General features: G+C 52.9%; 6 protein-coding genes and 2 pseudogenes. 6 read left to right on the top strand and 2 right to left on the bottom strand.

Going from position 1 to position 13522, the window contains the following annotated elements; genetic code table 11:
* Positions 1–103 precede the first annotated feature (103 nt).
* The 3 genes and pseudogenes from PSR63_RS25210 to PSR63_RS25195 all read left to right on the top strand — a co-directional run.
* Positions 104–1660, top strand: coding sequence for an arylsulfatase (locus PSR63_RS25210; protein ID WP_274328692.1), 1557 nt, complete (start codon positions 104–106; stop codon positions 1658–1660).
* Between the two features lie 146 nt (positions 1661–1806).
* Positions 1807–1950, top strand: coding sequence for a hypothetical protein (locus PSR63_RS25205; protein WP_274328691.1), 144 nt, complete (start codon positions 1807–1809; stop codon positions 1948–1950).
* Between the two features lie 431 nt (positions 1951–2381).
* Positions 2382–3962: pseudogene (locus PSR63_RS25195) on the top strand (family 43 glycosylhydrolase); the annotation flags it as partial.
* Positions 3963–4026: 64 nt separating this feature from the next.
* Here the strand turns inward: PSR63_RS25195 and PSR63_RS25190 are convergent.
* Together PSR63_RS25190 and PSR63_RS25185 are read right to left on the bottom strand one after the other, a co-directional pair.
* A pseudogene (locus PSR63_RS25190) lies at positions 4027–5649 on the bottom strand (arylsulfatase).
* 54 nt (positions 5650–5703) lie between these two features.
* Positions 5704–7161 carry a sulfatase family protein gene (locus PSR63_RS25185; RefSeq protein WP_274328690.1) on the bottom strand — a complete coding sequence of 486 codons (1458 nt, stop codon included), beginning with the start codon at positions 7159–7161 and terminating at the stop codon, positions 5704–5706.
* A 325-nt stretch (positions 7162–7486) separates the two neighbouring features.
* Between PSR63_RS25185 and PSR63_RS25180 the strand changes: the two genes are divergently transcribed.
* From PSR63_RS25180 to PSR63_RS25170, 3 genes are all read left to right on the top strand, one after another.
* Entirely contained in the window at positions 7487–8692 is a 1206-nt protein-coding gene (locus PSR63_RS25180; RefSeq protein WP_443111069.1) for a XylR family transcriptional regulator, read from the top strand.
* Positions 8693–8872: 180 nt separating this feature from the next.
* On the top strand, positions 8873–11968 hold the full coding sequence (locus tag PSR63_RS25175) for a sulfatase-like hydrolase/transferase (protein WP_274328687.1): 3096 nt from the start codon (positions 8873–8875) through the stop codon (positions 11966–11968).
* 48 nt (positions 11969–12016) lie between these two features.
* Positions 12017–13450, top strand: coding sequence for an arylsulfatase (locus tag PSR63_RS25170; RefSeq protein WP_274328685.1), 1434 nt, complete (start codon positions 12017–12019; stop codon positions 13448–13450).
* The last annotated feature ends 72 nt before the right edge of the window (positions 13451–13522 follow it).

The following is a 13522-nucleotide window of genomic DNA, read 5'->3' as shown; positions in this document are numbered from 1 at the left end:
TGAGCGTTTGACGTCGGAAACGCCTATATTTAGAGTTGCAGAACGTCAGCTCTCTGCGGTTACCTCTCGGGTTCGTCTAAACACTGGTCTGGAGTATTACATCATGTGCCGATCCTTTAATACGCGTCGATTCTTAGTCGCAATTATCGGTATTCTTCTTTTGCTTCCCGCATCTCAAGCAGCATGGGGGCAGGAGGAGAAACCAAACATTCTGATCATCTGGGGCGATGACGTCGGCATGTGGAATATCAGTGCCTACCATCGCGGCATGATGGGTGGGTCAACGCCCAATATCGATCGCTTGGCCAAAGAAGGCATGATCTTCATGGATCATTATGCCCAGGCTTCCTGCACCGCTGGTCGTGCCGCGTTTATTCTTGGACAGTACCCGATCCGAACTGGTCTCAGTACCGTTGGTCTTCCAGGTGCGAAGGAAGGGATTCAAGACAGCGATCCAACGCTCGCCCAAATGCTAAAGCCACTGGGATACGCAACGGGTCAGTTCGGCAAGAATCACCTGGGGGACCGTGACGAACATTTGCCCACGAATCACGGCTTCGACGAGTTCTTCGGAATCCTCTATCACCTGAATGCCGGTGAGTACCCCGAACAGTATGACTACCCCAAAGATGAAGAAGTCCAGGAGCAGTTGAATTTAAAGCAACGCGGCGTCATTCACTCGAAAGCAATGGCCGACGGTTCGCAGCAGATTGAGGATCTTGGCCCCTGGGGTAGAGAGCGTCAGCGTAATTTGGACGAAGAAGTTCTTACCGAGTCCAAGAGATTTATCACCGATGCGGTTAAGGCCGAGAAGCCATTCTTTGTATGGCACAATACGACGCGCATGCACTATCGGACAAACCTGAACGAAGAGTACGACGGCAAGAGTGGTTACGGCCTGTATGCCGATGGCATGATGGAGATGGATGATGACGTCGGCGCACTTTTAGACCTCATCGAAGAACTGGGAGTCTCCGATAATACGATCGTCATGTTTTCTACCGACAACGGCGCGGCTTCAAATTCCTGGCCCGATGGTGGCAATCAGCCGTTTCATGGTGAGAAGGGAGCTGGCGCCTGGGAAGGTGGCTTTCGTGTTCCGATGCTCGTTCGCTGGCCCGGCAATATTCCAGCAGGAGTAGCCACCGGTGAGTTTATGACGATGGAGGATTGGATTCCAACCTTAATGTCGTTCCTTGGCCAGAAGGAAGTCAAAGAGAAACTACGTCAAGGAACGAAGATCGGAGATAAGACATACAAGGTCCATCTCGATGGGTATGATCAGAGTGACCTGCTACTGAATGAAGGGAAGTCGAAGCGGAAAGAATTCTTCTACTTTACAGAAGACAAGTTCCACGGCATGCGTCATGGCGACTGGAAGCTACTGTTTATTGACCAGGAGAAATGGTTCCGTGCTCCACAAACGGCGCTAACGAGTCCGTTCATCACTAATTTGAAGATGGACCCCTTCGAGCGTTTTCACGAAGCCCGTGGCTACGACGAATGGGCGGAGAATCGTAGCTGGGTCCTGGGGCAAGCTGGTCCGAAGATCGCTGCATTTGTAAAGACGTTTGGAGAGTTCCCACCCAGCCAGAAGTCGATGTCTCTGCAAGTCGACGAGGTGAGCAATATGATCAACACGCAGGCGATGGCCCGCTAGATGTGCTCGCCCATTTATTGCCCAACCACAACCGGAAGCCTTATTGCGCTTCCGGTTGTTTTCGTTAACGCCTTCTCGTCACGCTTTTCTAAATCCTACGTCGATCGCGTTTGGAAGCGTTTCGATGCGTATTGGGTTTCACCAGATTGGGCCGTCGACGCGATCCTGTCCGAGCCGAGCAGTACGCATCGTTCTACTCGAAGTGGAAAGGCTGGTCAGGCGAGCTAGAAGCCCTCGTTGACTTGATCAAGACCAAGCAGCAGTCTTCCACAACTATCAATGCTTACTAGATCTTAGGAGCAAGTAATTTGCTTACCAGCCAATGCAGGACCTACAACGAGATTCGCTGCCTGACGTGCCTTGCCATCTTCCTTCTTTGCGAGCGCACTATCTTTTTGGCCCGCGCCATCGCTAAACAATTCTGTCAGGTCTCGTGTCGCGTAGATCAAAAGACGGTACACGTCCACGACATTTATCTTGGCCAACTTTTGTACGGGGGCATTAGGTTCGCGCTAGTTCAGAACCAATGCTTCAATATCAAATAGCGTGCCCACGCGTCTTTGGCGTCAATTGCTCAATCTGTTGATGCAACTGAGTATTTCTTACGTTGTTCTCCGTTGATCCGATCTTGATCTTCAAATTGGCGTGACAACATATCTTACGTATAAGACGAGCCATCTCATTGTTTGATCATGTTGCAAGAACTAAAAAGTGAAGAACGAAATTAACGCTAGAACGTGTTCCGACTCGATTGGTGAACATCGCTAGTGGTGGCAACTTTTGGCCAGTGGGAGATGTTGTCGATGCGCACAAGTATCCCCACCCTGACTTTCCTTTTGCAGAAGGCGGACGCTTTTCTGATTACATCAAAGTCGTCGGCGAATTTGGCGGCCATGGCTATCCAGTGTCAGGGCACCTCTGGGACGCAGATCGGCGGAATTGGGGTTATGGCGGTCTGCCACAATCGAAGGAGGAATTCCTTGAACGGTATGCCACCTCGATTGAAATGCTGCGAACACTCCGAGAAAAAGGCATCGCTGGCGGAGTCTACACACAGACAACTGACGTTGAGGGAGAAATCAACGGGTTGATGACCTACGATCGCGAGGTGATCAAGATTCCCGCCGAGAGTCTTGGGAAGCTGCACGACAAACTTCTCGCCCCACTCTCGGTCGGTGACGGATTGATGTTCCCCAAGTCGGCATTCATTCAGATGGAAACGGATCGAAAGCCTGGGCCTGTCATGGACGCCCAAACGATTCAAGCGGGGCTGAAGTCGCACGATCATACCCTCTTCATCAAGTCCGGCTGGATCCGCGACCCGTATATTACGATTGGCCCCGATCAGCAGTATTACCTCACCGGGACTCAGCCAAGTGAAGGAGATCCCCGCGAGCAGAACGATCCGTACAACATCGGGCTCGGCGATGAAAGCATTGTTGGTAGCCAAGTCCGCGCCTGGCGAAGCCCTGATCTCATCCACTGGGAATCATTGGGACCGATCTTTACAGTCCACGACACCATGAGAGCCCGTGGTGGAAATCCAATCAACAAGGAACTTATCTGGGCGCCAGAAGTCCATTGGATGGGAGATCGCTGGGCGTTAGTTCACTGTCCCAAGGCCCACTCAAGTTTAGTACTTTCTGAAGGAAAAGAACTGCGAGGTCCCTGGGCGCACCCGATGAACGGCAATATGGGACAGCGCCACGACCCATCGCTCTTCACCGACGAGGACGGAACGGTTTACATGCTGTGGGGAAACACGCTCGTCGCCCCGCTTAGTAAAGACCTCAGTCACTACACGGCCGAGCCAGTACGAATCGATCCCGCTGGCACACGTCCAGGCCCCAATGGCAAACCGATCAATCGTATCGGCCACGAAGGGGCCACCATGATGAAGGTCGGCGACAAGTACGTCCATCTTGGCACCGCCTGGTCGACCGATCAGGGACGCAAAGGTTCCTACAACTTGTACTACTGTACTTCCGACAAGATCACTGGCCCCTACGGTCCACGAAAGTTCGCAGGACGCTTCCTGGGTCATGGAACTCCCTTCCAAGACAAGGATGGCCAATGGTGGTGTACTGCGTTCTTTAACGGAAACGTTCCGCCCGTCCCTCGAAAGGGAATCCAGGATCGAGACCTTGGAGAAGACGCCCAGACAATCAATGAGCAAGGCGTGACAATTGTTCCCCTTGATGTTCGCGTGCTTGAAAACGGCGAAGTTTATATCCGAGCCAAGGATCCAGACTACGCGACGCCTGAACCAGACGAAGCACAAGATTTTGCGAATACCCCGTAGCACGAACACGAAGAAAGAGCGGGCCTGTTCTCTTGCCCTCAGGTGCAGGCTCGCTCCTTTCGTACTACTTACGATCTTGTGGCCAGGGCAAGACATTAGTTTGCTCGGCCCACGCCTTCCATAACGCTAGCATCCGCTTCACCCGCTCAGGTTCCTTGGCGGCGAGATCTCTTGTTTCCGTGCGCTCGATGCTCATATCGTAGAGTTCCCACTTATCATCCGACCGAGCGTCCAGCGTAACCAGCTTCCAATCTCCTTCACGAAGCGCGCTGTGTAACTCGTGTTCCCAGAATAAAGTTCGCTTTGAAGCGGATTCCGGATTTTCAAACGTCGAAACAAGGCTTGTGCCTCGCATTGGATTAATCGCTTGTCCTTGATGTTGCTGCGGATACTGTGCGGCTGCCACGTCAACACAAGTCGCCATGATATCGACGACGTGCCCCACCTGATGTGACAACGCTCCGGTGTTCTTAAGCTTGTCAGGCCAATGGGCAATGAGCGGAGTCGCGATTCCACCTTCATGCACCCATCGCTTGTGCAGTCGGAATGGCGTGTTGGATGCATTGGACCAGGCCTCGCCCATGCTACTCGAACGGCCCGATTGCGTACGCCATTGGTCGAAGTTTTCACGCGTGTTCTTTTGCCACTGGTACCCATACATTCCTCCTTCGGCACAGCAGCCATTGTCCGAAAGGAATAGGAGTAGCGTGTCATCGAGCTGATGAAGGTCCTTCAGCTTGGAGACGACACGACCGATATTCGCATCCATCCGTTCGATCTGAGCGGCGTAGATCTCACGACGAAAGGCAGACTCATGCTGCTCATTCGGAGAAAGCGAATCCCATTGGGGGCATTCCGAGGAAGATAACCGCGTTGCTTCGTCAACAAGGCCAAGATCCTTCATGCGCTTGAGCTTTGCCACTCTCAGCTGGTCCCACCCTTGCGAATACTTTCCCTTGTAGTGGGCGATATTCTCTTTGGGAGCTTCCAAAGGCCAGTGAGGAGCGTTGTACGCAATGTACAAAAAGAACGGCCGTTCATCCGCTTGTGCTTCTTCGAGAAACTTCAAGGACCAATCCGTAAATACGTCCGTCGTATACCACGGTTGATCTGGATGAAGGTGGTTTTCAGGGTACCTCGTCGGAGCCACGACTAGCTTGTCGTTGTGGTACACAGGGCATCACGGCAACACTTTGAAGTAGCTGTCGATATGGATGTGGATACCATAAAAGTGCTCGAATCCGCGATCGGTCGGCCACTGTCCCTTCTGATGACCAACGTGCCATTTTCCGGCCATCATGGTGCGATATCCAGCATTGCGAAGGACTTCCGCAATGGTGACGCACTGCTGGTTCAGGTACGGGTGATAACCAGCCCCGCGATCCTGATAGACCATGTGGCCTACTCCCGATTCATGTGGATAGAGGCCTGTCATAAGCGAAGCCCGGGTCGGGCAGCAACGCCCCGTATTGTAGAACTGCGCAAATCGCAGCCCATTTTCGGCAAGCTGATCGATATGCGGCGTATTGATTTCACCGCCATAACATCCGACATCCGAATAGCCCATGTCATCGGCAAGTATCAAGACAATATTGGGGCGAGCAGACCAACAAGAATCGGCCGGGCCCGTCAGCCAGCCGACGGCAAATACCAGAATGAGCACGCAGTGCTGCGAATTGAGTGGCATAAGAAACCTGTCTGAGGATTGTCTTTGAAGTCTAATTCATACCGAGCAGGAAGTCTAAGTTGCCGCCTTCTTGCGATTCTTACCTTTCTTCGGTTTCGCTTCGGCTTTGCGTTTTCCCTGGCGGGATTTAGCCGTCATCTCTGTTTCCAGGCCCTTGTCTCCTTGCTGAGCCATCCAGCCGTCGATTTCCTTTCGCAGGCGCTGCTTTATCTTTTGATGCTCGGGAGAATCTGCGAGGTTATTCGTTTCCAGCGGATCCTTATCGAGATCGTACAGTTCTTCCCCTGGGCGGTGTGAAAGCCACTCAACACGTTTTGCGAGCTGCGGATTGTTTTGGGCGTCTTTCCGCCAGGAGTCAGTTGGTTGACCCCGATGAATGCCCCCGATGAAGTAAGTATTGTCTGGGGCAAGATTCAGAATCAATTTGTATCGATTATCACGCACGGCTCGCATGGGATAGGGATCTTGATAGCCGTGAATTCCAACTGTCGTTTGCTGCGAGAAAATCACATCGCGGAACGCTTCCTGTTCACCCTGTAAAACGGGAAGCAGGTTCTTGCCGTCAAAGCCCGTGTCGCCATTGGCATCAGGACACCCGACATCGATCTTCGTAGCGTCGATTCCAGCGGCTTCAAGCAGTGTCGGAGCAATATCGACATATTGGCACAGGGCATCGCTGTGAGAGCCGGGCTTGATCTTTCCTGGCCACCGGACGAGGGTCGAAGCACGAATGCCGTTATCGTACACGCTCCACTTGCCACCGTAGGGAAAGCTGCTGCCCTGCTCACTGAAAAAGAATACAAGCGTGTTGTCCTCTTCGTGGCAGTCCTTCAACAACTTCATAAGTTCGCCCACCTGCTGATCGCACTGAGATATTTCGGCGTAATAACTAGCCAGTAGTTGCCGCGTTGTTGGGTTGTCGTGGAGGTACGACGGAACCGTCAGCATCTTCGGATCGTATTTCTTCTTCGGCCCTCGCGTCCATGGACCGTGTGGATCATTGGATGCATAGACCAACAGCCAAGGCTGACTGGGATCGCGACGAATAAATGCCTCGGTCTTCGTTAGATCATCAGCGCCTTGGATCGCCTCATACGGAAACGAAGCCGCGGGTCCCACGTGGGACTTATTCTGCAAGGCAACGCGATAGTTAGCATGCTTCAAGTGCGTAAAAACACTCTTCGTTCCCTCATAGACGCGAGTGTGGTTGGGGTAGGCGCCACTGCGGATCGAATAAAGCCCTGTGTACAGTGCGTGCCGAGAAGGAGAGCACGTAGTCGCAGGTGTAAACATTCGTGTCAGATGCATGCCTTCTGTACGAAGCTGATCCAAATGCGGTGTGTGAATCTCGCGATTGCCCTCGTAGCCAAGATCGCTCCACGTCAGATCGTCCGCCACGATCAACAAGAAGTTGGGACGGTCATCAGCTAGAGCGAATGACGCACTACCGCCTATAAGCATCAGAGCGGCGAACGCGACGCCCAAGACGTGACGAATTGATTTCGCATGCATAGAACACCTGTTGTTTTGACAAGGTCGACACGGGATGGACTTCTGACGGCATCTTCTTTCAATGCAGATGACGCTCAATCACTTGCTGTCACGTACTTCGAAAAGGGAACGTTACCGAGTGGAAACTACTCCGCAAGAACCAGCCACGCAACTTCGTTTAAGCAAAAGAGAGTTTTTACTTGATGATGAATCTTGTCAACATTGCTCTAGCATGTTACAGACATTAGGAGACTTGTTTTCAAAACAGATAAGATATGTTGTCATCTGTTTAATCCCGATTGGCATCATCATTCTCTTGAATTGAACATGTATTCGAGAACGCATAATGATCACTTCACGCGAGTCGCAACCTTTCCCTTCATCCCGTCGAGGTCGCCGAGTGAGTAAGCGAGTGGCTCTTTTGATAGAAACATCCAGCGTCTATGGCCGGCGGATCTTGGAAGGAATCGGCCGCAGCATGCGTATCCATCACGACTGGTCGGTCTATCTTGAGGAACGAGACCTTTCCAACGAGTTGCCAAGTTGGCTGGAAAGTTGGCAAGGCGATGGGATCATTTCTCGCTCCTGGTCGCCTCAACTCCAGGACTGGGCCGACGCGTCTTTAACTCCTATTGTCGAATTGACGGACCGTCGCGAGGACGATCTGAATCCTCACCTTCGCAGCAACGACGCAGCCATCGGAGAGCTTGCCGCACAGCATCTACTTGAGCGTGGATTTCGAAGCTTTGGCTTTGCAGGCTTTACAAAGGAGTCCTGGTCCCGACGGCGTATGGAAGCTTTTCGCGAAGCGGTAAGCGATTTTCCCATCTCTTACTATGAGTCGGACTGGCTAGGACCTTCGGTGCGTCCCTGGCCAGAATTACTACAGGAGCTTGCGGCCTGGATTGAGATTCTGCCAAAGCCAGCGGGGATTTTAGCCTGCAACGACATTCGCGGACGACAAGTCCTGGATGCCTGTTCTCAGATGGATATCACCGTACCTGATGATGTTGCCGTCGTGGGTGTCGACAACGACGAGCTGCTATGCAACATCTGCAACCCGCCTCTCTCAAGCGTATTTCCGAATGCTGAACGACTCGGATTTAGAGCAGCCGAACTTCTCAAGTCAATCATGGCAGGCGAAGATCCACCGCAGCAGAACCTCAATATTGAGCCACTTGGAGTCGTAACCCGCGCATCGAGTGATGTGATGGCAGTGACGGATAAGGAACTTTCCCATGCCCTGCAGTACATTCGTGAACATGCCTGCCTAGGCATCACCGTCGATGCCGTGGCTAAGGTGACTGGTGTGTCGCGAAGTACACTTGAGAGAAAAGTTCGTCGCTACCTATCGCGAACTCCTCAAGAGCAGATCCGGCACGTTCAAATCCAGCGAGCTCAGGAGCTGCTGCAGACATCGGAGCTATCGGTGGAAGAGATCGCTCACCTCTGTGGTTTCGAACACGTCGAGTATCTGCACGTGGTCTTTAAACGCCTGACTCGAATCACACCCGGCCAATATCGAAAGCAGTGTAAACAACAGTCCCCCTAAACCCGAGACGGGTATTTGGCGACCATCCTAACCTGACAAAATGGATCAATCGATTGGTGGTTAATCTCATTGTAACCAGGCTCCCGCTACCTAGGATTGAGGAACCTGACCATCGTATCTACACCTCTTCGCAACGATCCCCCTAATTTGTTGACTGCTAATCAATACAAGGTTCTGCCCATGCCTCCCCGAGTATTAGTTTCCCTAATTGCCCTGCTCTTCGCACAGACATATGCGATCAAGGTATCGGCGGATGACCGTCCTAACATTCTGGTAATCCTTGCCGACGATTTGGGGTACTCAGACCTTGGCTGCTACGGGGGAGAAATTCGGACGCCCAACGTCGATCGCTTGGCGGCCAATGGTGTTCGCTTTACCCAGTTCTATACCTCGGCGCGCTGTTGCCCGACACGTGCATCTTTGATGACGGGCCTCTATCCGTCGCAGGCTGGCATCGGTGACTTTACCACTAATAAACCTAGCAAGACTCGCGGCCCAGGCTACTTGGGACGTCTCAACGAAAATTGCGTCACGTTGGCTGAGGCCTTGAAGCCAGCAGGCTATGGTTGCTACTACGTTGGCAAGTGGCATCTGCACCCCGAGACAGGACCAATCAAACGGGGATTCGACGAGTTTTATGGATATACCAGTGGTTATGCCCAAGATCAGTACAGTCCCAACAAGTATGTGCGATTGCCGAACGGCCGTAAAAAGGAAGTAAACGTCCCCCATGATGAGTTCTACGCAACTGATGTGTTCAATCAATATGCGCTGGAATTCATTCGTCAGGGACAAGAAAGCGATCAACCATGGTTCTTGTTTCTCGGCCACTCGTCACCCCACTTCCCTGTCCAGGCTCCCGCGGATCGAGTGGACAAATACTTTGATCTCTACATGCAAGGCTGGGATGAACTACGCGAAAACCGCTTCGCTCGGATGAAGGAACTGGGCCTGATTGATGGCGAACGCTGGAAGCTTTCTCCTCGATCGATTGTACCGGTAGAGCCCGACGATATTGCGAACGGCTACTCAGGAGAGATGAATCCGGCCTGGGCTGACCTTGATACCGATCGGCAGAAAGATCTTGCCCGCCGGATGGCGGTCTTCGCGGCAATGGTTGATTCGGTCGATCAGGGCGTTGGAGAGATTGTCGAGCATCTCGATAGCACTGGCGATCTAGAGAATACTCTTATCCTCTTCCTTAGCGACAACGGGGCTTGCTATGAATGGGGGCCGTTTGGATTCGATGGCCAGTCACGCGCAGGGCAGACGACACTTCGTACTGGTGATCAGCTGCGAGAAATTGGACAGCCTGGAACGCATCAATCGTACGGCAGTGCATGGGCAAACCTCGGCAATACACCATTCCGAATGTACAAACACTTCACGCATGAAGGTGGCATCAGCTCTCCCCTGATCGTTCATTGGCCGGCGGGAATCGGTAAGCCCAATCGATGGGCTCGTGATCCAGCACATGTGATGGACATCCTGCCAAGTCTGGTCGAAGTTGCAGGGGGCAGTTATCCCGACGTGGTCAACGATCGCGACATTACACCTTGTGAAGGCTCAAGCTTATTGCCGGTATGGCGGGGCAAACAGTTAGCGGACCGCGTCATCGGATTCGATCACATGGCCGCTCGAGCGCTTCGCCAAGGTGATTGGAAACTCGTTCGGTCGAAACGAATGCCGCATGAGATTGAATGGGAACTCTATAATCTGGCGGAGGATCGCTGCGAATTGAACGATCTAGCCGACCAGGCTCCCAAGCGTGTCGAAGAAATGGCGGAGACCTGGGAACGCTGGGCTCGACATGTCCAAGTGATATGGGAAGGAGATCAGGGCAAGAGTGCCCAGTCTGAACCGGCCTCGCCGGAGATCGCTAATCGCCCATTCACAGCGACTGGCAAGGTGGAACTGAGCGGAGATCGTGGGGTCGTCGCGGCCCAGGGAGGACGCGAATACGGGTACGCTATTCACGTTGTTCGAGGAAAACTAGCATTCGACGTACGAACCTCGGCGAACAAGGTCACGCGAATCATGTCCACCGATAAGGCACCTAAATCATTTCGATTTGACGCCCACTTAGATCAAAAGAGGATGACCTTACGGCTTGATGGAGAGGTGGTTGCGGAAACAGAGTCGCCAGGCCTTATTCCTATTCAGCCCAAGGATGGACTTTCTCTGGGAGAGGATACCCTCTCGGCGGCTGGTAACTACGATGCGCCCAATCCACTTACCGGTCACGTGTTATCGTTTGAAGTAAAGTCCAATCCCCAGAATAAACCAGCGAACAAGCTGCCCGAGGTCAGTTACGGAGACGTTTACGCACCTCTATTCGCCGATCCACACTACAACGGATCGTGCGATCCGGAAATTGTCTGGAACCCAGTTCTCGAAAAGTGGTTCGTTTACTACACGGCCCGTCGTGCGACACGAACAAGCGCGAGCTACGTGGGAACGCCGATTGGCGTTCTTTCCTCGACAGATCTAAGGAACTGGGAATTTCTTGGATACTGTTCGTTCGATGGTACGGAAGGTAAACCAGACAATGAGACGACACATTGGGCGCCGGGGATCATCGCCGTTGGCGACGAGTTGCACATGTTTGCGACGTTCAAGAATTCGGCCAAGCCGCCGTGGGGTGGCGATGGGGTCATTCGGCATTACGTAACATCTGCATCTGAACCATTGCGTGGCTGGAAGCTAGCTGACGCACCCAGTTTTCAGCAGCCTGACCCGATCGATGTTTCCCTCATCAAGGTTGGTGATCTCTTTCACGCTTACTATCGTGTCGGAAAAGGGGGAGGAATTCATTGGGCCACCTCGAAGGACCTATCGTCCTGGGAGAATCATGGAGCATGTTCTGGCGAGATCAACGCTAAAGAACGTGGCTTCGGCTATCAAGAGGCGCCATACGTCTTCTCATTCGGTGCTCGCTTCTGGATGGTGACCGATCCTCATGATGGCTTGGCCGTCTTCCACTCGCCTGACGCTGTCCATTGGACACAACAGGAGAGAATCCTTCGCGACCCGGGAAAGCGAGAGGCGGACCATACCCTGGCACGTCATCCCAGCGTCGCTGTGGTCGATGATCGAGCATTCATCTTTTACCATACCGAACCCAATCGACCCTACCCTTCCCCACCGGCCGAGAAACGAACCGTCCCACAGAAGATTTCCTTTCTGCAGATAGCTGAGTTAAAACTAATCGATGGCACACTAACCTGCGATCGGAACGCGTCGATCAGCTTCCCCGAATCGAGCACACCCGATTAATGGCATGTGCCCTACCGACATATTCTCCTCTCCAATAGGCAGCCCCCAATGAGACTTTCCGCACTCCTCTCGATTCTTCTACTTTTGCTTTCTATCAGCTCAATTCAGGCGAAGGAGCCTGTCCGCCCAAACATCATCTTCATCTTGGCCGATGACCTCGGTTACGCAGAACTAGGTTGCTACGGCCAGAAGCTGATTCAGACACCTAGACTCGATCGTATGGCCGACGAGGGGATGCGCTTCACGAACTTCTACGCTGGAAGTACGGTTTGTGCCCCTTCACGCTGTGTCCTGATGACGGGCCTGCACATGGGGCACGTTCATGTTCGCGGAAACGCAGGTGGGCCAGATATGACGCGTCAATCGTTGCGGGATAAGGATTTCACCGTTGCAGAGGCATTGAAGTCGGCTAACTACGCCACTGCATTGTGTGGAAAGTGGGGCCTGGGAGACGACGCAACTGGCGGACGAGCAGGTTTCCCTCGACGACAAGGATTCGATCATTTCTTCGGCTACCTCAACCAGGTTCATGCCCACAACTACTACCCGGAATTCCTGTGGCGTAATGAAGAGAAGGTTCCGCTACGAAACGTTGTCCAGGAAGCAGAGCGCTCATACGGGGGCTTCCGCGGCGGTTGGGCAACGAAGAAGCTTGACTACAGTCATGATCTGTTCGTCGACGATGCCATGACCTTCATTCAAGACCAAGCGAAGCAGGATGACCAACCGTTCTTTCTTTACCTGTCTCTGACGATCCCTCATGCGAACAACGAAGGCACCCGAGGCACAGGCAACGGGCAGGAAGTTCCAGACTATGGGATTTATGCGGACAAAGATTGGAAAGACCAAGACAAAGGTCAAGCTGCGATGATCACCCGCATGGATTCCGATGTCGGCCGCATCCTCGATCTATTGGACCAGTTACAAATCGCCGAGAACACGGTGGTCATGTTCTCTAGCGACAATGGGCCTCACAATGAAGGTGGCCACACGGTCGATCTCTTCGACCCCAACGGGCCGCTGCGCGGCATGAAGCGAGATCTCTACGAAGGTGGTATTCGTGTTCCCATGATCGTTCGCTGGCCTGGAACCGTGCCGGCGGGCACGGTCTCGGATCATATTGGATACTTTGGCGATCTGATGGCTACATGCTGTGATCTTTCCGGCGTCGAAGTCAAAGCAGGGCTCGACTCGATCAGTTTCGTTCCCATTTTGACAGGCCAGGCCGCCAAACAGCAGTCGCACGAATTCCTCTACTGGGAATTCTATGAACGCGGAGGCAAACGCGCCGTGCGATCCGGGAAATGGAAAGCGGTGAACAATTCCTGGCCAGGTGGTACGCCGGAGCTATACGACTTATCCAGTGATCTAGGCGAAACCAAGGATCTTGCTGCGGACTATCCTGATGTTTTGAAGAAACTGCAAGGCTACATGCAGGCGGCTCATGTGCCTCATCCTGACTGGAATGCCTCGCGGAAATAACCGCCTTGTGCCTTAGGTTGAGCTGCAATTCACCCATCGAGTTGTTTCACCTAAAGCATTGAACCACGGTGC

It is taken from the genome of Bremerella sp. P1 (assembly GCF_028748185.1).
In the GTDB taxonomy this organism is placed as follows: domain Bacteria; phylum Planctomycetota; class Planctomycetia; order Pirellulales; family Pirellulaceae; genus Bremerella.
This window is presented reverse-complemented; position numbering and strand designations above follow the sequence as displayed.

Coding starts and splice junctions, on each gene's coding strand:
- PSR63_RS25210 (WP_274328692.1), top strand. CDS start 104: ATGTGCCGATCCTTTAATACGCGTCGATTCTTAGTCGCAATTATCGGT.
- PSR63_RS25185 (WP_274328690.1), bottom strand. CDS start 7,161: ATGCATGCGAAATCAATTCGTCACGTCTTGGGCGTCGCGTTCGCCGCT.
- PSR63_RS25180 (WP_443111069.1), top strand. CDS start 7,487: ATGATCACTTCACGCGAGTCGCAACCTTTCCCTTCATCCCGTCGAGGT.
- PSR63_RS25175 (WP_274328687.1), top strand. CDS start 8,873: ATGCCTCCCCGAGTATTAGTTTCCCTAATTGCCCTGCTCTTCGCACAG.
- PSR63_RS25170 (WP_274328685.1), top strand. CDS start 12,017: ATGAGACTTTCCGCACTCCTCTCGATTCTTCTACTTTTGCTTTCTATC.